Genomic DNA, 21,066 nt, shown 5'->3' with positions numbered 1-21,066 from the left:
AGACGCTATTCAGTCCCCCGAGAGCATTGGTGGAGTCGCTTCGCGGCTTACCGTTTTTTGTGAGGAGCAAGCGCAAAATGAAGGTACTCGTGCCTGTCAAACGCGTGATTGACTATAATGTGAAAGTTCGCGTGAAAGCGGACGGTAGCGGTGTTGATCTCGCCAATGTCAAAATGTCGATGAACCCGTTCGACGAAATCGCTGTGGAAGAAGCGATTCGCCTGAAAGAAGCGGGCAAGGCTGACGAAATCGTTGCGGTTTCGATTGGCGTCAAGCAATCGCAGGAAACCCTACGCACCGCACTGGCCATGGGCGCTGACCGCGCCATTCTGGTTGTTGCCGCCGATGACGTCCATCAAGACATCGAACCGCTGGCCGTTGCCAAGATCCTGGCCAAAGTGGTCGAGGAAGAGCAACCCGGCATCGTTTTGGCTGGTAAGCAAGCGATCGACAACGACATGAACGCTACCGGTCAGATGCTGTCGGCCCTGCTGGGCTGGTCGCAAGGCACCTTCGCGTCCGAGCTGGACATCGAAGGCGACAGCGCCAAGATCACCCGAGAAGTAGACGGCGGCCTGCAGACCATCAGCGTCAAGATGCCGACCATCGTCACTGTTGACCTGCGCTTGAACGAGCCGCGCTATGCGTCTCTGCCGAACATCATGAAGGCGAAGAAAAAGCCGCTGGACGAGAAAACCGCCGCCGATTACGGCGTCGACGTCACCCCGCGTCTGGAAGTCGTCAAAACCGAAGAGCCGCCGGCACGTGCTGCTGGCATCGTCGTCGGCTCGGTTGATGAGCTGGTCGAGAAACTCAAAGAAGCGGGGGCTGTGTAATGGCTGTTCTTCTTCTCGCAGAAGTCAACAACGGCGAACTGGCGATGGACGCCACCGCCAAGGCTGTCACTGCCGCAAAGGCACTGGGTGACATCACCGTTTTGGCCGCGGGCGGTTCTGCCGCTGCTGCCGGTGAAGCCGCCGCCAAAATCGACGGTGTGTCCAAGGTACTGGTTGCCGAAGACGCGTCGCTGGGCCACCGCCTGGCTGAATCGACCGCGGCCCTGATCGTCGGTCTGGCTGATGGTTATGAGCACATCGTTGCCCCAGCGACCACCGACGCCAAGAACGTGATGCCGCGCGTTGCAGCCCTGCTGGACGCGATGGTGATCTCGGATGCATCTGGCGTGGTTGACGGCTCGACTTTTGAGCGTCCGATCTATGCGGGCAACGCGATCCAGACCGTGAAGTCACACGATGCCAAGAAAGTCGTCACCTTCCGTACCGCGTCCTTTGACGCGGCTGGCGAAGGCGGCTCGGCTGCGGTTGAGACCATCTCGGTTGGTGACAACCCAGGTCTGTCGTCATGGGTCGAGGACAAGGTTGCCGCAAGCGACCGTCCGGAACTGACCTCGGCTGGCGTTGTTGTCTCGGGCGGCCGTGGTGTCGGCTCGGAAGAGGACTTCAAACTGATCGAAAGTCTGGCTGACAAGCTGGGCGCCGCTGTTGGCGCATCGCGCGCCGCCGTGGACTCGGGCTATGCACCGAACGACTGGCAGGTCGGTCAAACCGGCAAGGTTGTTGCACCCGACCTTTATGTCGCGATTGGCATCTCGGGCGCGATTCAGCACTTGGCTGGTATGAAAGACTCGAAAGTTATCGTTGCGATCAACAAAGACGAAGAAGCGCCGATCTTCCAGGTTGCGGATTTCGGACTGGTTGCAGATCTGTTCCAGGCAGTGCCTGAACTGACCGAGAAACTCGGCTAACCGCTGGCTTAGCTTATTCATCGCGAAATTTGGAAAGGCCCGCCAATTGGCGGGCCTTTTTTAATGCAGATTGCGAATAGGCCCCATCAAAGCTGCAGCAATCGCCCGGTGGGCAGCTGGGCCAATCATGTGCTCTGCCATTGGCTGTTGCAGTGTACCGAACAACATGTCCTCAATCTCGTCAGACTGGCCGCACACATGGGTTTTGACGTCGACAATATGCGCGCAGGGTTTGCCAACGGTTTTGATCATTTGATCCGTTACGCCGACATTAGCGCTGTCCATATGATGCGCGCCCAGTTCTCCTCGAAGGACGTGTAGGCGCAAGAGGATCACCGGAATATCCAGGTCTTGAAGAAATTTACCGATCTTACGAACCCAGTTTCGGCGCAATTCGTCCAGAACAACTTCGATGCGCGCGTCGCGAACCTTTTGCAGGCAGCTCATCAAGTGGCGCACGAAATGAACCTCGGTGAAGTCAATTTCGGGATACAGGCTGATCAAATCCTTCGTTGGCGCCAGAAATCGGTCATTGCGCCCGGAATGAACGCGATAGAAATGGTTGGACTGTCCAAGAAGCCCTGGCGCCTGCATGACGCACAGATCTGCGCCTCTTAGTAAATCGCATAACCCCTTGTCATCGCACAGCGCATCGACGCCGCTGAACAGGCATCCAAAGTTCAGAACGCGTCTTTCAAGCCGGTCTTCGAGAATAGCTGAGAATGGTCGGTCAACGAATCGCCCAAATGTCTCATCCCCGCCGACGCACGCCGCGTAAGGTTGATCCAGAACACGCCGAGCGCCACGAAACCACAGCCGCGATCCGTCATATTGGCATACCTCATGCCCAGGTCCCCCCGAGCCTGTTTGATGATAGCTCATATCACTCACCCATTTTTCACCCGGTTGCCATCTTGCAGCCGCAAGTCTTGAGAAAATCCTAATGTGCGCATTTGAAGCAAAATCGATCGGTCCGATCCCCTTGCCGCCCGCCCCGATCTGTCGATACTGTCGCCATATCCCGAGACACAAAGGCACCTGAATATGGATGTAAAATCGGTCGGAGTGATTGGCGCAGGCCAGATGGGCAATGGCATTGCTCATGTTCTGGCGCTGGCGGAGTATGACGTTCTGCTGAACGATGTCTCGCAGGACGCGCTGGACAGCGCCGTGGCGACGATTGAAGCCAATCTGGCCCGACAGGCATCAAAAGGCAAAATCTCAGACGAAATGATGCAAGCCACGCTGAGCCGGATCAACACGACGTTGGAGCTGCCCCAGTTGGGTCAGACCGATCTGGTGATCGAAGCCGCAACCGAGCGGGAAGCAATCAAACAGGCGATTTTCGAAGACCTGCAGCCGCATCTTCTGCCCCATACGATTCTGACATCCAATACGTCCTCAATCTCGATTACCCGCCTGGCCAGCCGAACGGATCGGCCGGAACGCTTTATGGGGTTCCACTTTATGAACCCGGTGCCCGTGATGCAGCTGGTCGAGCTGATCCGGGGGATTGCCACGGATGAAGAGACGTTCAAATCGTGTAAGGCGGTTGTGGACCGGCTTGGCAAAACCGCAGCAAGCGCGGAAGACTTCCCAGCCTTCATCGTGAACCGCATTCTGATGCCGATGATCAATGAGGCTGTCTACACCCTCTACGAAGGGGTCGGCAGCGTGCAGTCGATTGACCAATCGATGCGGCTGGGTGCAAACCACCCGATGGGGCCACTGGAACTGGCTGATTTCATCGGGCTGGACACTTGCCTGGCGATCATGAACGTGTTGCATGACGGATTGGCAGACACCAAGTACCGGCCTTGTCCACTGTTGACGAAATACGTCGAAGCCGGCTGGTTGGGCCGCAAGACCGAACGCGGGTTTTATGACTACAGAGGTGAAACTCCGGTCCCAACGCGCTAGAGGGGCCAGCCCCCTCGACCGGCTTTCATCCGGGTTCACCCCCGGGATTTTTTCAGCCAGATGAAGAGCGGATCAGGGATTGCGTGATTTACCAAGCGCCATTGTGCGCTTTCTGAGCCACGCCATGAAACCGCGCGGATCACTTTCCAACAGCTTCATTTCCTCGTCCGAAATCGGTTCGCCAATCACCGGAGATTGCGGTTTGTTGCAAGAGCGGACGATCTCATGCAACAGCAGCCCCTGCCGTAAGATCGGCGACAGCTTGTTGGCAATCTGATAGGCGCGCGAATTGCTGCCGGGGAAGAAAATCGGGACCACCTGCGCGCCGGATCGGCGGATCATCTTGGCGGTAAACACATTCCATTCCTGTTCTTGCGCAGGGCCGAACCAATCGTCCGAGGACATCACCACACCTGACGGGAACAGAGCAACAACGCCACCTTCCTTCAGGTGTTCCATCGCCTTGCCGCGCATCTCAAGCATTTTGGTTTGCGCTTCGGGGTCGTGTGGAAAGGGAACCGGGATCATGAACGAGGTCGCCGCCTCGTCCAACCCGGTCAGGACAGAACGGGTCAGGATACGATAGTCATTGCGAACCTGTCCGATCAGTTCCGCCAGAATCATACCGTCGACCATGCCATGCGGGTGGTTGGCCACGACAACTACGGGTCCGGTTTTCGGGATATTTGCAAACTGTTCCTTCGGAGTAGTGAGGTTGATGCCCATAACCTCAAGCGCGCCGCCCCAGAACCGCTGGCCGCGATAGTATTCGTTCTTCTTCTCGAACTTGTTGACCATCCGCAGGATAGTCAGCTTACCCGTACACCATTCAATGGCGCGGATGGCTGTAGACGTCCAGACATCGTCGAAGGAGTTCGCGTAGGTCAGGGTTCTGCGATCATAGATTTCGCCCTGATCTTCTGCCCCGTCCACCACCGGGCCTGTCTTGGTCTCGTGCCTCGTTTGCGCCAATTCCTGGTTTTCCCGTTCTTCGTATCGCGACTGGCAGGATCAGAACCCTTCCCCGAACTTTCCGTTCACAAGGGTTTCTAATGCATCCGCCAACGCCTCAGCATCCGGTCCGGACGTCTCGACGTCAATAGTCGTTCCGCGAGACGCTGCCAACATCAAAAGACCCATGATGCTGTCCCCTGATGCAGAAAGCCCGTCTTTGGACACCTCTGCCTGGGCGTCAAACCCCTCGACCACTTCGACCAGCTTAGCCGAGGCGCGGGCGTGCAGGCCTTTTTCATTGATTATTTTCAAGCTTCGGTTGGTCATTCTTAATCAATCCGGTCTTAATCCAACGTCACGTTTTGGGCATTGATATACTTGCGTCCAGCCTCCATAGCCCGCCGAACCGCATCCCCGATCGGCAGGTGGCGACTTTTGGCCAATTTTATCAGCATAGGCAGATTTGCACCGTAGAGGATACGGCGGTCCTGCGGGGTGCAGGCCTTCAGACTCAGATTCGACGGACTGCCGCCAAACAGATCGGTGACAACAACCACGCCGTCGCCGACATCCACACCGTCAGCGGCGGTGCAGATTTCCGACTGCTTGGCTTCCCGGTCGTGGTCAGCCTCGATCGAGATTGCGGCCAGTCCAGGTTGCTTTCCGACAACATGCTGCATTGCGGCCAGATATTCCTGAGCCAGCCCGCCATGTGCTACGAGTACGATCCCGATCAATCCGGCCTCTCATTCAACGATCGACGTTCCATTTCGCGGTGCCTAATTGCCACTTGCTGCCCCTCCTGTGCAAGGGCCTTTGCGACCGCTTCTGCGGTTGCGACCGATCTGTGTTGCCCTCCGGTACACCCAAATGCCACCGAAAGGTGCGCTTTGCCTTCGGCGCGGTAAGCGGGCAACAACAATTTCAGCAGATCGACAACGCGGTCGAAAAACGGCGCGTAATTCGCGTCAGACTGTACATAGCGCGCCACGTCCGGGTTTCGACCATCTTCGGCCCGCAATTCCGGACGCCAATAGGGGTTGGCCAGAAACCTGCAGTCAAAAACCATGTCCAACCCATGCGGCAAGCCGCGTTTGTACGAAAAAGACTCGATGGATACCGCCAGATGTCGGCCGCCTTCTGGAGCGAACCAATGCTCGACCTCCTTGCGCAACTGGTGAACGTTGATCTGGCTGGTGTCGATCAGAATGTCGGCAATTTCACGGATCGGGGCCAACAGCTCTTTTTCCTGCAGCACACCGGCTTCAGGACCTGCGTTGGCCGCAACGGGATGGCGTCTTCGGGTTTCCGAGAACCGCTGCAGCAGCACTTCGTTTCGGCAATCAAGATAGAGAACCGTAAGCTCGACCTGCTCGGTCCGCCGCAGCCGCATAACAAGATCAATGAACCCAATGGTCGAGAAATCGCGATTTCGGGCATCGATGCCCAATGCCATGGGCCGATCGTTTTCCGGACCGTCCAACAAGCGCATCAAAAGGCCCATCGGCAAATTGTCGATGGCCTCGAACCCCAAATCTTCAAGCACACGGATCGCCGTCGTCCGCCCAGCGCCCGAAGGACCGGTGATCAAAACGATCCGCCGCTGTTGTTTCATTTGCTGGGCCATTCCGGGTTTACGCGCCCCATTTTCATCAGTTGCATCAATGCTGAAGCCAAATTGGGGACGCCGCTACCGCGAAGCAAGGGGATTGTTTGCCTCAGGGCTCGGATCGAGATCGGATCTGGCAAACGTGCTTCTTCCCTTTGGTCCAGATCCACCACATATCGCAAATCCACGGGTCCTACGGGTGGCGCGCGCAACAATCCGATACCGCGGGCCTCAACAACGCTGCGGATATTCGGGGCCGCATCAGCGGTCACTTCACCGCCGCTATTGTGTAAAGCCACGCGGTCATCACCGACAAGTTCGGCACCCAGCGCCATCATCTGCAAGACCAGCGCGGATTTTCCCGCCCCTGCCGCGCCAACAATCAGCAGACCGCGCCCGCCGACAGCCACACAACTGGCGTGGAGTATGGCACTGTCCTGTTCTTCCAAATCATAAATTGACGGGGCGTTCATAATTTACACAGGCAACCCGACAACAAATCGCGCACCCAGCGGGTCCGAGGTGATATCGGCGTCGGTTGGTCGGATGTTCTCAGCCCAGATCACACCACCATGTGCTTCGACAATCTGCTTTGAGATTGCCAGCCCCAGGCCCGAGTTGTTTCCGAAGTGTTCGGCGGGACGCTCGGAATAGAACCTTTTGAAGACCTTGGTCAGGGCTTGTTCAGGAATACCGGGGCCGGTGTCTTCGACCACGACCAGCACCCTGTTTTCGCGCCGTCGGACCCAGACACGGATCGCATCGCTTTCCTCGCAGAACGAGGTGGCATTGGTAATCAGGTTGACAAAAACCTGCGCCAGCCGCGCCTCCAGCCCGTTGATTACGATCGGATTGGACGGCAGATCCGTTATATAGTCGATGCCCTTTGCCCGCGCATCTTCACCCAGATACTGGCTGATATTGCCAACCAGCTTCACCAGATCAAACGGCTGTTCTTCTTCCTTGACCAGTTCGGCATCCAGACGGGACGCGTTCGAGATATCGCTGACCAAACGGTCCAGACGGCGAACATCATGTTCGATCACACCCATCAGCTTTTCACGTTGGTCATCGCGTTTGACCATTCGTAACGTGCCCACGGCAGACTGAAGGCTGGCCAGAGGGTTCTTGATCTCATGCGCGACATCAGCGGCGAACTGTTCGTTCGCGTCAATTCGGTTATAAAGCGCGGTGACCATACCCCGCAGCGCGCGGCTGAGCAGACCGATTTCATCCGGACGCGCGGTCAGGTCTGGGATGCGGATACGGCCGGGGTTCACTCCGGCGCCCCGGTCCTTACCCAGTTCGGCGGCCGCCGCAAGATCCGCCAACGGGTTTGCGATGGTTGAGGCGAGAACAAGGCTTAGTCCGATCGACACAAGAAGCGCGACAACAAACATCTGAAGGATGCGCTCCTGCTCGCGACGGGCGAGGGCGTCAATCTCTCCGGATGGCCCGGCCATGGCAACGGCCCCTACCGCGACGCCATCTTGCAGGATCGGGGCGGCTGCAACAATGACCGTTTCGCCAAAGTCATCCTTGACGGCCTGCACCTGCATCTGCCCCTGCAGCGCGCCGGGAACTATGGTCTGTACCCGTTGCGCCAGGGTAGGCGCTTCGCTGGGTTCTGTGGCGGAGAACACACGCGACAAGCCCGTCCACACGGCGTTCAAGGCGTCGCTGATCAAGGTACTGCCGGTCTGAACCTCGGACTCGGACGCCAACAACGCCTGCTCGGATGCTGCGCCACGCGCCCATCCAATCAGAGTTCCCCGTTCGTCATAGACAAAGACCTCGCCCCCTTGGGGCAATGTAAGGCCCTCCAGCGTGTCCTTTACGTCCAGTGTGCCGGCATCCTGTGACAGGCCGGATGCTGTCTGGCGCAACTGTGCTTCGAACACGTTGCTGACCAACTGCGCATCCCCGATCAGATTGCGCGCGGTCTGTTGAACCTGCTCATCACGGGAATCGTCCAGATACAGCAACCCGGTGACAAGGATCACCAAGGCGATCAGGTTGAGCGTGATGATCTTGCGCGCAAGCGGCGAGCCGCGCATTGCAAACAAGCCGCGGCGGCGGCGCGCGTGCCGAAGTTCGGCTGACTCGGGATCCTGCGGGATGACCCAATCATCCCCCAGAACGACATCACCGTCCCGCAATTCGCTGGCTTGTTCCGTATCGCGCACGAGACTTGGTTACCCCTAGTATTTGGCCACGCCTATTCTTCGTTGTACCTGTACCCAATTCCGTACAGTGTTTCGATCGCCGAAAACTCAGGATCTGCGGCGCGCATTTTCTTGCGCAGTCGCTTGATGTGGCTGTCGATCGTGCGATCATCCACATAGACCTGATCATCATAGGCTACATCCATCAGCTGATCGCGGCTTTTGACAAAGCCCGGTCGCTGAGCCAACGCTTGCAACAACAGAAACTCGGTTACGGTCAAAGAAACGTCCGAGCCCTTCCAGCTGACCGCATGGCGCAGAGGATCCATCCGCAGATCGCCGCGTTCCATAACCTTGGCGTCACCTGTGTTGGCGGTTGCCACATCGCCAGTTGTCGCCTCTTGCCGGCGCAGCAGCGCGCGGATGCGTTCAACCAGAAGACGCTGGGAAAAGGGTTTCTTGACGTAGTCGTCCGCGCCCATGCGCAGGCCAAGAACCTCATCTATTTCGTCATCTTTGGAGGTAAGGAATATCACCGGCATCTGAGTTTTCTGCCGCAGCCGCTGCAACAGATCCATCCCATCCATCCGCGGCATCTTAATATCCAGAACAGCCATATCAGGCAGTTTCTTGTTGAAAGCGTCCAGCGCCGCCTGCCCATCATTATAAGTTTCAACCTCGAACCCTTCGGCTTCGAGTGTCATGGATACGGACGTCAGAATATTTCTGTCGTCGTCCACCAATGCAATCTTCGACATCGGGTTAACCCCTATTCCTGCTCACTCACGCAATAATTCGCTTATTAGTAGGGCATCTTTGTCGTTTTTATGGCCGCGAATCAATCCGTATCTGCGAATCGTGAGATTGTTGTCACACAGATGCGGCAAAAAAGCCGTTAATGCGCGCGGAAAAGCGCCTTGTTTTCCGACAGGAAATTAGTGGTGGCGCTAAACTTTAACTTGGTTGCGCTAACTGCGCCAAACCGTCCTGTTCATGCCCCAAACGACCATGTTAAGACCCGCCCATCCGCCGGTTTTTCCCGGTATACTGCCCCAAGTGCGCCCCCCGGCCCAACCGCCGACGCGCCGCCACAGGAGAAGAAACGCATGACATCTGGACGGGTTAACCCGCAATTCCGCCTCGAAGATCAGGGCATCGAGGGTCTGGGCAATGTCTATTACAACTTCATGGAACCGGCGCTGATCGAAGAGGCGCTGAAGCGCGGCGAAGGCACTCTGGGCAATGGTGGAGCTTTCCTGGTCACCACCGGCAAATTCACCGGCCGCTCGCCCAAGGACAAACACGTCGTCAAAACCGACAGTGTTGCCGATACCATCTGGTGGGAAAACAACGCCGCGATGACCCCCGAGGGTTTTGACGCGCTGTATACCGATATGCTCGAGCATATGAAGGGCCGGGATTATTTCGTGCAGGATCTCGTCGGCGGCGCCGATCCCGCCTATTCGATCAATGTGCGCATGGTCACCGAACTGGCATGGCACAACCTGTTTATCCGCCACTTGCTGCGCCGTCCGGATCGCGAAGACCTTGAAGAGTTCATTGCAGATTTCACCGTCATCAACTGCCCCAGCTTCCAGGCCGACCCGGCCAAGCATGGCTGCCACAGTGAGACCGTGATTGCGCTGAACTTCGACCGCAAGATGATCCTGATCGGCGGTACGGAATACGCGGGCGAGAACAAGAAATCGGTTTTCACCCTGCTGAACTACATGCTGCCGGAAAAAGGCGTGATGCCGATGCATTGTTCGGCCAATCACGCCGTTGGCAACCCGGTCGACACCGCCGTGTTCTTTGGCCTGTCCGGCACCGGCAAGACCACCCTGTCTGCAGACCCTGCCCGCACGTTGATCGGCGATGACGAACATGGCTGGTCGGATCGCGGCACCTTCAACTTCGAAGGCGGTTGCTATGCCAAGACCATCAATCTGAACGCTGAAGCCGAGCCGGAAATCTATGCGACCACCAGCAAATTCGGCACTGTGATCGAGAACATGGTCTTTGACCCCGAAACCAAGGAACTGGATTTCGAGGATGACTCTCTGACCGCGAACATGCGCTGCGCCTATCCGCTGGAGTATATCTCGAACGCCTCGAGCAGCGCGCTGGGTGGGCACCCCAAGAACATCATCATGCTGACTTGTGACGCATTTGGTGTTCTGCCTCCGATCGCGCGACTGACACCGGCACAAGCGATGTATCACTTCCTATCTGGCTTCACGTCGAAAGTCGCAGGAACCGAGCGTGGCGTGACCGAGCCTCAGCCGACATTCTCGACCTGCTTTGGCGCACCCTTCATGCCGCGCCGCCCGGAAGAATACGGCAACCTGCTTCGCGACAAGATCGCTCAACACGGTGCAACTTGCTGGTTGGTGAACACTGGCTGGACCGGCGGCGCCTATGGCGTTGGCAGCCGGATGCCGATCCGCGCAACCCGCGCGTTGCTGACAGCTGCCTTGGAAGGATCGCTGCGCGACGCCGAGTTCCGCAAAGACGCCAATTTCGGCTTTGACGTCCCGGTATCCGTGCCTGGCGTGGCCGAGGTTCTGCTGGATCCGCGACGCACCTGGGATGACCAGGCCGCATTCGACAAGCAGGCTGAAAAACTGGTGCAGATGTTTGCCGAGAACTTCGAGCAGTATCTGCCCTTTATTGACGATGACATCAAAGCCGTCGCAATTGGTTGATATCAAAGGGGGCGGTTTTCGCCCCCTTCCTCCCCCCCCACAGGCGAGTAACTTTGCGGTAATCTTCTTGTGGTTGTATAATACACCTTGCATATACAAATTCATTGCCCGCTGCAGCAGATTGCAGTACTCCACTGTGTCATTATGACGTAAAAGCCCGGCGCTTTCGCACCGGGCGGGAAGTAAAAAGACCTTGGGGACACTCAATGAGCGCGCACTCACATTCGCGATTTGAGCAACCTAATCAGATATCTAGTGTAATCCATCGGGGATGGGTGTCAACATGAGACGTGCTGAAAAAATTCAGTTTCGGCGAGTTTCTAACTTTCGCTTTAGCGCGAAAGGCGACAGGGAAAACGACAGGTAAAACAAATGACGGAAATCTCGAAACTGACCGAACTTCGCAAATTGATGCAGAGTATGGAACGGACGCTTGGGCTGGAACAACTCTCTCCGGTTGAGCGTGACATTTACTACGCGGCTGAAGAATTGTCGAAAGCCGATCAGGAAGTCCGTACGTTCGGTTTGATCGAGCATACCCTTGTTCAAAGCGTCTCGCGCCCGACATTTTTCCGTGCGCTGAAGTCGCTGGTCCAAAAAGGCTATCTGTCTCAAAGCGGCAACGCCAACCGGGGGCGGTATATCGTACATGCGCCCAGGTGACACCGCCAACCTGCGTGTTGATGGCTAATCATCGTGCGCAGATGGGCCTCTGACACTTTCTTCGCCTCACTGGCTTACATAGTTGCATCATTCCTCACCTTTGAGGTCTTGATGCCGCTGCAAAACGTGTTCTTTCCGGAATATCCAAGCCGGGCCAGCCTGCTGTTCCTACCTCACGGGGTTCGGGTCCTGGCGGCGTGGCTATTAGGGTGGCGTGCGATTTTCGCATTGTTGCCGGGCGTCTTTGCAGTCTTTGCATTCCTGGGGGGTGCAGATGTCTTTTTGCCCAGCCGCTTGTTGGCAATTGTCATCGCGGTCACAACGGTTCCCACCGTGTTCTACTTGCTCAAGTGGGCAGGTTGGGACTTGTTCCCCAGACCCGATCGCAAACCCTGCTGGTTGTGCGTCATGGGTGTCGGCGTGATCACGTCGTTCCTGGCATCCGCTATGACAAACATGAGTTTTGGCAGCGCAGGGGTAGAGTACATCGCCTTTCTGATCGGCGATATCTCGGGGCTGTTTTTCCTGATGCTGGGGCTTTACTTCGCGTTTCGGTTTATGGACCGCAGAACTTAACCTATCAGACCGCGGCGCAGCAAGTTCAACCCAGCGGCCAACAACACAACCAAAGTCACTTTGCGAAACAACGCCTGATCGATTCTCGATTGCAACTGCATACCCACCCACATCCCGATCACTGCTGGAGCGATCAGAGCAGCCGAGAACGGCGCCGTGTCGGCCCGCAGGATACCTGATCCCATATGGGCAACCATCAGGGCAATTGCACCTAGCCCATAAATGACCCCCTGCACCCGCATTTGCACGGCTTTCGGTGTGTTCAGGGCCGTCAGGTACGCCACCGTTGGCGGCCCCCAAATTCCAGACATACCGCCCACAAATCCTGCGACGGCCCCAATGAGAACCTCAACACGGGCCGATGGTTCTTTCAGCACCAGTTTCACACCCAGGACCTGAATCAAGGCAAAGAAGGTGACCGGAACGCCGATCATCAACAGGAAGGTCGATGTCGGCACCAAAGTGACCAGCTTGGCTCCGGCCAGAAGGAACACCAAGCCCACGATTAGAAAGATGCGAAACTCCCTGACCGACGACATGGCCGCGGAAACACCCTGTCCCAAAGCCTGAAAGACATTAGTTACCAGTGTCGGAAGGATCAGGCCCGCGATGGCCAGCTCGGGTGGCAGAAAGACACTCAACCCTGAAACCATAACCATCGGCATGGCAAAACCGACAATACCTTTGACCCACCCTGCCAGAAACGCAACGCTCAGAGCCAGCAGAAGATCCTGTGGAGGTAATAAAGAAAACAATGTCATGGCCCCCTGATATCATTCCTGACGGGCGCTGCACTGCAAAAACGTTCGAGAAATATTAGAACTTTTTTGCAACGTAATACGTATTTTTGTTGCGCTGCACGTGCAGCATGATATGACCAGACGACACGAGAAAAGGACACGATTCATGGCCCATGACGGACAGGATATGACCCAGATGACAACACCTGCGATTTTGCCCGATCTTCTGACGCTGACCCGTGCGGCCGCACCCGCCGTTGAAACAGTGTTCGAGCGTGCGCGCGAGTCGGTGCGCGGTATGGTTTCCGCCGATGGCCGTGTTTCCGGTTCCTTGATCGAAGCCAATCAAACTGCCGCCCATGGCTTGTCATGGCTGGCCACTTATTCTCAGTCTCTGAAACAGATGCAACGCTGGGCCGAAGCGCTGGAGGCCGATGGCAAGTTCGGCGAGATCGAACAATTGCTGCACCAAATCGCCTTTGGCGAATACCTGCACCAGGTTGCAGGCGGCATTCCGATGAACCAGGGCGAGGTTGTCCGCCTTCAGGATATGGGTCTGGGCTGGGACGCGCTTTCCGGTTTTCAGATCCCCGAAATTCAAACACTGATGGCGCAGGCCAATTCTCAGGCCGCCCGCAGCCGTCTGGTCAAGCTGATGGAAGATCAGGCCGGTGCCACCATGTTCGGTGCCTCGGGTCTGGACGAAGAGCTTGAGATGATCCGTGACCAGTTCCGCCGCTATGCGGTCGAAAAGGTCGAACCCTACGCCCATGACTGGCACCTCAAAGATGAACTGATCCCGATGGAAGTCATCGAGGAACTGGCAGAAATGGGTGTCTTTGGCCTGACCATCCCCGAAGAATTCGGCGGGTTCGGCCTGTCCAAAGCCTCGATGTGCGTCGTGTCCGAGGAACTGTCACGCGGCTATATCGGCGTGGGCTCTCTTGGTACGCGCTCCGAAATCGCGGCCGAGCTGATAATCGCGGGCGGCACCGATGAACAAAAAGCCAACTGGCTGCCAAAACTGGCCAGCGCCGAAATTCTGCCGACCGCAGTTTTCACCGAACCAAACACCGGCTCGGATCTGGGCAGCCTGCGTGCACGTGCGGTCAAGAACGCGGACGGTGACTATGAAATCACCGGCAACAAAACCTGGATCACCCACGCGGCGCGGACCCATGTGATGACGCTGCTGGCCCGGACCAACCCGGACACCACCGATCACCGCGGTCTGTCCATGTTCCTTGCGGAGAAGACGCCGGGCACAGATGAGAACCCTTTCCCCACCCCCGGCATGACCGGCGGTGAGATCGAAGTTTTGGGTTATCGCGGCATGAAGGAATACGAGCTGGGCTTTGATGGCTTCAAGGTCAAGGGCGAGAACCTGTTGGGTGGTGAAGAAGGCAAAGGCTTTAAACAGCTGATGGAAACCTTCGAAAGCGCACGTATTCAAACCGCTGCCCGCGCCATTGGTGTGGCCCAAAGCGCGCTGGATATCGCGATGCAATACGCGCAGGACCGCAAACAGTTCGGCAAGTCGCTGATCAACTTCCCCCGTGTGTCCGGCAAGCTGGCCATGATGGCGGTCGAGATCATGATCGCCCGTCAGCTGACCTATTTCTCGGCCTGGGAAAAAGACCACGGTCATCGCTGCGACCTTGAGGCCGGCATGGCCAAGCTGCTTGGTGCTCGTGTGGCCTGGGCTGCGGCGGATAACGGACTGCAAATCCATGGCGGCAACGGGTTCGCTCTGGAATACAAGATTAGCCGCGTTCTGTGTGACGCGCGCATTCTAAATATTTTTGAAGGGGCTGCCGAAATTCAGGCACAGGTTATTGCACGGCGTTTGCTGGGCTAACCGGAATTAGGCATCCCGTTTCCCCAACTAGACCCGGCCTTGTGCCGGGTCATTTTCTTTATTCCGTACCCCAGTTTGAAATTCATGCCATCCGATCTGTGACCGGATAGAGACCTTTTCTGATCCTCACCCAAAAAAACTTCCCCCTTTGCTTTTTGTTGAAACCCCTTTAGGGCACGCTCGACCCAGACCGGGCCCAAGGATGGTGATGACAGAATGACCCGACTGATTTTTGCGCTTTGGGCGACCGTTGCAGCCCTGATACTGGGCGGATGCGCCACAACCCAGCCTGTGGCGGGCTACACCGAGATAGACGAGCTGGCACTGGCGATCGAAAACCTTGGACCCCAAGTCGATCCCGCCGAGGCGCAAAAGGCCGCCAACATCGCCTACACCTATTCGCAGCAACTGAAGCGGGATTGGAACGTCACAGACCCGGCGATTATCCATAACGCCAAGGTCATCAACGGGTTCCGGGAAAAGGGGTTGTGCAACGACTGGGCGCAGGCCATGAGCCGTCGCCTGCAGAAGGAAAACTTCCGCACTTTAGACATCCACTGGGCCACCTCGCCGCCAACCGCGTTCCGGATCATCCACCACTCTGCAGCAATCAGCGCCAAGGGGGATGCTATGAAGGACGGCATCATCCTTGACCCATGGCGCAACAGCGGTGCGTTGTTTTGGGATCAGGTAAGCGTGGACACCAGATACAACTGGAGGCCACGCCTAGACGTTCGCGAAGAACTTATCAGCGGCGAGATCCCCTACTAAGCTGGCTTCGCCGGTTCCCTCGGCACCAGTAAGAAAGTAAGACACCCGCATGATACGCCTGATCCTGACACTGCCCCTGATTGCCCTGTTTCAGTGCGACAGGGACGAATCCGTTGCGGCCTATGGCGCTGCAGACCAGACTTGGGTGCTGCAGGAAATTGACGGGCAGCCTTTCGAGGCCAGCGCCATGTTGCAGTTCCCCGAAGAGGGCAAGATCACGGGTAACGCCCCTTGCAACAGCTATAGCGGCACCCTGAACGCGCCCTACCCCTGGTTCGAGATTATGGACCTGACCGCAACACGCGCGGCCTGTGCCGGGCTTGAGGCCGAAGGCTTCTATTTCGCTGCGCTGATTGCGATGACGCAGTCCGAAGTATCCGGCGACCTGTTGATACTGCGCAATGATGACGGGCACGAGATGGTGTTCAAAGCCGCCGAGTGAACTGATCCACAAATCTTGCCCGCGCATCCGGCAAGGGGTTATGCCCTAGGGACGGGGCTAGATGGTGCTCCAGAAAGTAACCGGTGGTTTTAAACCCTGCGGCAATCTCAGCGTCTGGCGCTTGTCCTTCACCGCGCAAACAGGGTGGCAGGGGCAATAACTTATCCGCCCATTCCCCGGCCCCCTTGGCACTAACGGCTCGACCGGTCTTGGGTGAGACATAGACCAACCCATCAGCCGCCCCGGTCACAGCACAGGCCGACAGGTCCAGGCCGAAGCCCAGTTCTTCAAGCAACGCCAATTCCCAGCGCAGATAAGCCAGCGGCCAGATCTCGTCCTGCCCCAGCAGGTCCAACAACTGTTCGGTCTGTTTGTAGATCGCTGGATGCGGTTCACGCTCTGGCAGGCAAAAGGACAACAGCGCAACGGACGCGTTCAATCCTGCCAACGCCATCCGACCCGAAAACGCCGCTGCTGCGCGTGAACGCAAAGGTTCAACCTGAAATGTGCCCAGGTGTTCTTCCAACCGTGCCCGCCACAAAACATCCAGCTGCGCGCCGGGTTGCAGGATCGGAGCGATCTTGCGGCTGGTGCCACCGCGTACGACGCCTGCATGACGACCGTGGCCTTCGGTGAAGACCTCGATAATCGCCGCTGTCTCGCCATGGCCGCGAGCGGTCAGAAGTATGCCGTGATCACGCCAGTCCAATGGGGCCTCGCACTGTTTGCCTTGCTCAACTTGACCCGGCATTGCGGGAAGCCGCAACCGCGAATACTTGACTCGCGGGCATTCCTATACTTAATTAACAATATTGTTAAACAAGAGGCCAGATCATGCGAGGCATCACAATCTCATACCGGTATGACGGTGATGAAGCCGAATGGCAGACCACTATCCGCACCTTTATCGAGGCGATCGACGCCGATCCTGCGGCGGCCGGAAAATTCACCTATCAGGTTGCGGTCGCTGATGACGGAAAGTCCCGGGTTCATTGGGGCCGCTGGGACAGCGCTGAGACATTGGCCCACGTGCAGTCGCAACCCTATTTTCAGGCCTTCGCACCCAAAGTAAAGCAATTCTCCGGTGAGACATTGACCACCACCGGGCACGATATCACGCTTAAAAGCAGCGGTTGGTGACGTCTTGGCACCGGACTGTGGCGGCCGGTCAAAACGTTAAACCGGCGTGGATCAGGATGCCCAGAACCATCAGGAGGTTCAGCACCATCGATATACCGTTGCCCAAATAGATGGGCAACTTGCCGACCACCAGCCCGTAGGCGAACCAAAGGAATGACAGCGCAGCATAGAGCGACCAAGACAGCAGAGACTGGCCGGTCGCGTGTTGCGTATGCGTGAAGTACAGCTTGATCAGCTGCGGCAACGTGGCAAAAGGGCCGACAACGCCAATGAAGACCATGAAGCCCTCAAACCGCTGCATCCAATGCCCAAATTCTGATTTTTCAAGCTTTTCAGCGAGTGTTTCGGCCACACACACACCCATGATTTGTTCAAACGGTACGGCGATCCTCACCGACATAGTATAGGGTAAAATAAACGCTTTGACCCGTGCGACCAAGACCCATTGAACCGCGGGCTAGTCCAACCCCTCTTCACCCAACAGATGCCGGCCTTGCCGGTCTTCGACTTCAATTACCCAGAGGTCAGGGTCAAAACTGCGTTGCCGGGTGATGGCGTCGTCAACCTCTGCTTCGACGCCGGAGGAAAGCTCGACCCATTTGCGTTCACCGCTCATCAGATCAAAGCTGCGTTGGAACGCCACGGCGTGCCCGTCCAGAGTGTTCAATTTGACAAGCACTGCACCCGCCGTATCGTCGCCATGGGCTACGACAAACGCCGGGATTTCCTGAAAACGCAGTCGCGCCAGATAGGCGTGGACCCAGAAATCAGCCGTCAGGCGAGTCATGCATTACCGTCTTTGAAATCCAGACCCATTTCCGAGTAACGCTCGGATTCCTCGAGCCAGTTCGGACGCACTTTGACCTGCAGAAACAGATGTATCTTACGGTCCAGGAACTCTTCCAGTTCCGCCCGCGCGGCCTGGCTGACCGCTTTGATCGTCTCGCCCTTTTTGCCTAGCACGATGCCCTTGTGACCATCGCGCATGACATAGATGATCTGGTCGATCTTGGCAGAGCCGTCTTTGCGCTCTTCCCAGTTTTCGGTCTCGACCGTCAGCTGATAGGGCAGTTCCTGATGCAGGCGCAGGGTCAGTTTCTCGCGCGTCATTTCGGCCGCAATCATACGCAAGGGCAGATCGGCGATCTGATCTTCGGGATACAGCCACGGGCTTTCGGGCAATTCCGCAGCCAGCCATTTGCGCAGATCGTCAACGCCATAGCCCTTTTCCGCGGAAATCATGAAGGTTTCGGAAAACGGGTAGCGTGCGTTCAGGTCACTTGTCAGGGCCAGCAGCACCTCAGATTGGACCTTGTCGATCTTGTTGATCGCCAGCGCAACCTTTCGGCCCTGCCCGATCTCTTCCAGACCTTCGAGGATACGTTCGACCCCTTCGGTGATGCCGCGATGCGCCTCGATCATCAGCACGACGACATCTGCATCCGCTGCCCCGCCCCAGGCCGCGGCAACCATGGCGCGATCCAAACGACGACGCGGTTTGAAAAGGCCGGGTGTGTCTACAAAGACCAGCTGCGCATCGCCTTCCATTGCCACGCCGCGGATACGGGCGCGGGTGGTTTGCACCTTATGCGTCACGATCGAAACCTTGGCCCCGACCATGCGGTTCAGCAGGGTGGATTTGCCTGCGTTGGGCTCTCCGATCAGGGCGATAAATCCGGCGCGTGTGGTCATGTGTCTGGCGTTCCTGGTTGCAAGTGCGCACCCCTATAGCAGAAAGGCCGCGCGGGCCAGAGGGATTTGTCGCATTGCGGTCATGCAAAATCGGTGGCACGCCTAATCCAAGCCGCGCCAAATCCAGCCAGGCAACCATCGGAAAATGAGGCAAGACATGAAACGTCGCGAGTTTCTTTTGGGCAGCGGGGCTGCAGTCGGTGTGTTGGGGCTGGGCGGTTTCGGATTGGCGCAGGGCACGCCGGAGTTGACCATTCAACCAGCAAACTTTGCCCTGCGAAATACGGTGACGACCGGGATGGTCAGCCTGTCCCCGAACGCACCTCCACCGGTCTTATATGGCAAGCAAGGGGAAGTGATGCGGCTGCCCGTGCGCAATACGCTGTCGGAATACACGGCAATGCACTGGCATGGGATGCGGATCGCGAACAACATGGACGGGGTGCCTTACCTGACCCAAATGCCATTGGGCGAAGATGAGGTCTTTAGTTATGAATTCACTCCGCCCGATGCAGGCACCTACTGGTATCATCCACATTGCATGACGATGGAGCAGATGGCCCACGGCCTGACGGGCGTCATGGTGATTGCTGAACCCGAAGACCCCGGCTTTGACAGCGAACAGGTGATCAACCTGCGTGATTTCCGGCTGGACGATGATGGTGTGTTTCTGCCGGTTTTTACTCAACGAGGCGCAGCACGGGCCGGAACGTTCGGCAACGTCCACACTGCCAACTGGATACAAGGTCCTGTCTACGATCACACCGCGGGCAGTCTGGTGCGATTGCGAGTGGTGAATACGGACATAACGCGCATCTACAAATTGCATCTTGAGGATGGCGATGCGCGGATCATCGCGTGGGATGGCCATCCGCTTGAGATCAGCATTCCAATGCCCAGCGCAGATGAGCCACTTCTAGTGGGACCAGGTCAGCGCGTGGATTTTGCAGTTGCAATGCCGGACCACGAGGGGCGCAACGTTGCCCTTATGGCCAAACTGCCTGGTCAGCCACACAAGCCCATGGCGCTGCTGCGCGCGATTGGATCATCGGTGGCACGGGACCTGCAAGAATTGCGCCCCCTGCCTTTGAACCCGGTCTCCAAACCCGATCTGACCAACGCCGAACTGCACGAATTTGTTTTTGGCTGGACCCCCGAAGGTGGTGAACCCAACAACGGGTTCTGCGGCTCGCTGGGGTATAATTTCTGGTCTATCAACCGCAAACCATGGCCCGGTGACGCGGCGCAGGGTGTTGGGCCTTTGGCAACACTGGAAATGGGCAAAAGCTATGTCCTGAGGTTGCGAAATGAGTCCCCCAACTTGCACCCGATCCACCTGCACGGGTTGGCTTTTGTACCGCTGCGGTCAAACCTGCGCGAACTGCCGCCACTGATGACCGACACGATGCTGTTGCTAAAGGACGAGGTAACCGAGATCGCACTGGTGGCCGACAACCCGGGCGATTGGGCGTTTCATTGCCACGTCATCGAACACCAAAAGACCGGGCTGACTGGATTTATCCGGGTGGTATGAGGGGCGCGTTAGACGCCCCCCAGGCATTTCAACCGTTCTGACGTTCGATCAGGCGCAGAACGGCAACCATGACGATCCCGTAAAAAACATGCCCGATCAGTGCCACCCAGGTGATCGCCGAGAAGTTTAGGAAAGTCGGCAATCCGGACAAGGTGGTGATCCCGCCCAGGGCAAAAACCCAAAGGCCAAACCCATAGATCGCCGAGGCGGCGAACATTTGAACGGGGCCAAGGACCTTAACCCAGATCGGCTTGAAGATCAGAAACCATCCCATCGGATAAGCAATCAGACCCACAAGATAGAAATGCACGAAGAAGCCAAGGAAGGCATTGCTGGGCAAGCCGAGACTGGCCAGCAAGCTTTGGGCCAGCCCTTCGGGCGACAGATTGGCCCAGCCGATGCCGGGGCTGACAATCTGCCCCCAGAAATCGAAGGCGATCGTGGCGATAAAACCGGCGATGAACAAAAAGCCGATATTCACTGTGGTCAGTTTTGCGCTTTGCATTTGAATGCCTCAAATCATTGTATCTGT

25 protein-coding genes are annotated in these 21,066 nt (G+C 57.1%); 11 read left to right on the top strand and 14 right to left on the bottom strand.

What is annotated here, in order from left to right:
- Nucleotides 1-77 precede the first annotated feature (77 nt).
- Together AC2FJC_RS16530 and AC2FJC_RS16525 are read left to right on the top strand one after the other, a co-directional pair.
- Nucleotides 78-836 carry an electron transfer flavoprotein subunit beta/FixA family protein gene (locus AC2FJC_RS16530; protein ID WP_058278923.1) on the top strand — a complete coding sequence of 253 codons (759 nt, stop codon included), beginning with the start codon at nt 78-80 and terminating at the stop codon, nt 834-836.
- A complete protein-coding gene (locus AC2FJC_RS16525) occupies nt 836-1,765 on the top strand; it encodes an electron transfer flavoprotein subunit alpha/FixB family protein (protein WP_058278924.1) in 930 nt (309 codons plus the stop codon). The genes AC2FJC_RS16530 and AC2FJC_RS16525 overlap by 1 nt, the downstream gene beginning before the upstream one ends.
- Nucleotides 1,766-1,825: 60 nt before the next feature.
- Here the strand turns inward: AC2FJC_RS16525 and AC2FJC_RS16520 are convergent, their stop codons facing one another.
- The gene (locus tag AC2FJC_RS16520) at nt 1,826-2,647 is read right to left on the bottom strand and encodes a DUF6473 family protein (RefSeq protein WP_496740306.1); all 822 of its coding nucleotides are present in this window, start codon (nt 2,645-2,647) and stop codon (nt 1,826-1,828) included.
- A 162-nt stretch (nt 2,648-2,809) separates the two neighbouring features.
- Here AC2FJC_RS16520 and AC2FJC_RS16515 point away from each other — a divergent pair, with 162 nt between their 5' ends.
- A complete protein-coding gene (locus AC2FJC_RS16515; RefSeq protein ID WP_496740305.1) occupies nt 2,810-3,685 on the top strand; it encodes a 3-hydroxybutyryl-CoA dehydrogenase in 876 nt (291 codons plus the stop codon).
- Nucleotides 3,686-3,757: 72 nt separating this feature from the next.
- Here the strand turns inward: AC2FJC_RS16515 and AC2FJC_RS16510 are convergent, their stop codons facing one another.
- From AC2FJC_RS16510 to AC2FJC_RS16480, 7 genes are read right to left on the bottom strand one after another with little or no spacing between them, the layout of a single operon-like run.
- Nucleotides 3,758-4,657, bottom strand: coding sequence for a lysophospholipid acyltransferase family protein (locus tag AC2FJC_RS16510; protein WP_496740304.1), 900 nt, complete (start codon nt 4,655-4,657; stop codon nt 3,758-3,760).
- Nucleotides 4,658-4,696: 39 nt separating this feature from the next.
- A complete protein-coding gene (locus AC2FJC_RS16505; RefSeq protein ID WP_058273259.1) occupies nt 4,697-4,966 on the bottom strand; it encodes an HPr family phosphocarrier protein in 270 nt (89 codons plus the stop codon).
- Nucleotides 4,967-4,983: 17 nt separating this feature from the next.
- On the bottom strand, nt 4,984-5,376 hold the full coding sequence (locus AC2FJC_RS16500) for a PTS sugar transporter subunit IIA (RefSeq protein WP_170561187.1): 393 nt from the start codon (nt 5,374-5,376) through the stop codon (nt 4,984-4,986).
- Nucleotides 5,373-6,254 (bottom strand): RNase adapter RapZ, encoded by an 882-nt coding sequence (rapZ, locus tag AC2FJC_RS16495; RefSeq protein WP_496740303.1) that lies wholly within the window; start codon nt 6,252-6,254, stop codon nt 5,373-5,375. Before rapZ ends, AC2FJC_RS16500 begins: the two co-directional genes overlap by 4 nt.
- Nucleotides 6,251-6,721, bottom strand: coding sequence for an HPr kinase/phosphorylase (locus AC2FJC_RS16490; protein ID WP_496740302.1), 471 nt, complete (start codon nt 6,719-6,721; stop codon nt 6,251-6,253). Before AC2FJC_RS16490 ends, rapZ begins: the two co-directional genes overlap by 4 nt.
- A gap of 3 nt (nt 6,722-6,724) precedes the next feature.
- The gene (locus AC2FJC_RS16485) at nt 6,725-8,434 is read right to left on the bottom strand and encodes a sensor histidine kinase (RefSeq protein WP_496740301.1); all 1,710 of its coding nucleotides are present in this window, start codon (nt 8,432-8,434) and stop codon (nt 6,725-6,727) included.
- A gap of 32 nt (nt 8,435-8,466) precedes the next feature.
- Nucleotides 8,467-9,171: a response regulator transcription factor gene (locus AC2FJC_RS16480; protein ID WP_496727077.1), complete on the bottom strand. Its 705-nt coding sequence runs from the start codon at nt 9,169-9,171 to the stop codon at nt 8,467-8,469.
- 348 nt (nt 9,172-9,519) lie between these two features.
- On the opposite strand from AC2FJC_RS16480, the gene AC2FJC_RS16475 reads away from it, so the two are divergent.
- The 3 genes from AC2FJC_RS16475 (at nt 9,520) to AC2FJC_RS16465 (ending at nt 12,357) form a co-directional block, all read left to right on the top strand.
- Nucleotides 9,520-11,118 (top strand): phosphoenolpyruvate carboxykinase, encoded by a 1,599-nt coding sequence (locus AC2FJC_RS16475; RefSeq protein ID WP_058273265.1) that lies wholly within the window; start codon nt 9,520-9,522, stop codon nt 11,116-11,118.
- A gap of 372 nt (nt 11,119-11,490) precedes the next feature.
- Nucleotides 11,491-11,781 (top strand): hypothetical protein, encoded by a 291-nt coding sequence (locus AC2FJC_RS16470; RefSeq protein WP_058273655.1) that lies wholly within the window; start codon nt 11,491-11,493, stop codon nt 11,779-11,781.
- Between the two features lie 111 nt (nt 11,782-11,892).
- Nucleotides 11,893-12,357, top strand: coding sequence for a hypothetical protein (locus AC2FJC_RS16465; RefSeq protein ID WP_496698571.1), 465 nt, complete (start codon nt 11,893-11,895; stop codon nt 12,355-12,357).
- On the opposite strand, the gene AC2FJC_RS16460 is transcribed toward AC2FJC_RS16465, so the two are convergent.
- Nucleotides 12,354-13,118, bottom strand: coding sequence for a sulfite exporter TauE/SafE family protein (locus AC2FJC_RS16460; RefSeq protein WP_496740300.1), 765 nt, complete (start codon nt 13,116-13,118; stop codon nt 12,354-12,356). The genes AC2FJC_RS16465 and AC2FJC_RS16460 overlap by 4 nt on opposite strands.
- 145 nt (nt 13,119-13,263) lie before the next feature.
- On the opposite strand from AC2FJC_RS16460, the gene AC2FJC_RS16455 reads away from it, so the two are divergent.
- The 3 genes from AC2FJC_RS16455 (at nt 13,264) to AC2FJC_RS16445 (ending at nt 16,168) form a co-directional block, all read left to right on the top strand.
- Nucleotides 13,264-14,955, top strand: a complete 1,692-nt coding sequence (locus tag AC2FJC_RS16455; protein WP_496740299.1) for an acyl-CoA dehydrogenase family protein — start codon at nt 13,264-13,266, stop codon at nt 14,953-14,955.
- A gap of 216 nt (nt 14,956-15,171) precedes the next feature.
- Nucleotides 15,172-15,726, top strand: coding sequence for a hypothetical protein (locus AC2FJC_RS16450; RefSeq protein ID WP_496740298.1), 555 nt, complete (start codon nt 15,172-15,174; stop codon nt 15,724-15,726).
- Between the two features lie 49 nt (nt 15,727-15,775).
- Nucleotides 15,776-16,168, top strand: a complete 393-nt coding sequence (locus tag AC2FJC_RS16445; protein WP_496727071.1) for an META domain-containing protein — start codon at nt 15,776-15,778, stop codon at nt 16,166-16,168.
- Here AC2FJC_RS16445 and recO read toward each other — a convergent pair.
- On the bottom strand, nt 16,152-16,877 hold the full coding sequence (gene recO / locus AC2FJC_RS16440; protein ID WP_496740314.1) for a DNA repair protein RecO: 726 nt from the start codon (nt 16,875-16,877) through the stop codon (nt 16,152-16,154). The genes AC2FJC_RS16445 and recO overlap by 17 nt on opposite strands.
- Nucleotides 16,878-17,002: 125 nt before the next feature.
- On the opposite strand from recO, the gene AC2FJC_RS16435 reads away from it, so the two are divergent.
- Nucleotides 17,003-17,308: an NIPSNAP family protein gene (locus AC2FJC_RS16435; RefSeq protein WP_496740297.1), complete on the top strand. Its 306-nt coding sequence runs from the start codon at nt 17,003-17,005 to the stop codon at nt 17,306-17,308.
- Between the two features lie 28 nt (nt 17,309-17,336).
- Here the strand turns inward: AC2FJC_RS16435 and AC2FJC_RS16430 are convergent, their stop codons facing one another.
- The 3 genes from AC2FJC_RS16430 to era form a co-directional block, all read right to left on the bottom strand.
- Entirely contained in the window at nt 17,337-17,660 is a 324-nt protein-coding gene (locus AC2FJC_RS16430) for a SemiSWEET transporter (RefSeq protein ID WP_496740296.1), read from the bottom strand.
- A 105-nt stretch (nt 17,661-17,765) separates the two neighbouring features.
- Nucleotides 17,766-18,095: a DUF1491 family protein gene (locus tag AC2FJC_RS16425; protein ID WP_496740295.1), complete on the bottom strand. Its 330-nt coding sequence runs from the start codon at nt 18,093-18,095 to the stop codon at nt 17,766-17,768.
- Nucleotides 18,092-19,000, bottom strand: coding sequence for a GTPase Era (era, locus tag AC2FJC_RS16420; RefSeq protein ID WP_496740294.1), 909 nt, complete (start codon nt 18,998-19,000; stop codon nt 18,092-18,094). The genes AC2FJC_RS16425 and era overlap by 4 nt, the downstream gene beginning before the upstream one ends.
- 157 nt (nt 19,001-19,157) lie before the next feature.
- Between era and AC2FJC_RS16415 the strand changes: the two genes are divergently transcribed.
- Entirely contained in the window at nt 19,158-20,534 is a 1,377-nt protein-coding gene (locus AC2FJC_RS16415; RefSeq protein ID WP_496740293.1) for a multicopper oxidase family protein, read from the top strand.
- Nucleotides 20,535-20,562: 28 nt separating this feature from the next.
- On the opposite strand, the gene AC2FJC_RS16410 is transcribed toward AC2FJC_RS16415, so the two are convergent.
- Nucleotides 20,563-21,039 (bottom strand): hypothetical protein, encoded by a 477-nt coding sequence (locus AC2FJC_RS16410; RefSeq protein WP_496740292.1) that lies wholly within the window; start codon nt 21,037-21,039, stop codon nt 20,563-20,565.
- Between the last annotated feature and the right edge of the window lie 27 nt (nt 21,040-21,066).

The organism is Ruegeria sp. CDSB117, assembly GCF_059611005.1.
The sequence above is the reverse complement of the archived record's forward strand: the minus strand, read 5'-3'. Positions and strand labels throughout refer to the sequence as shown.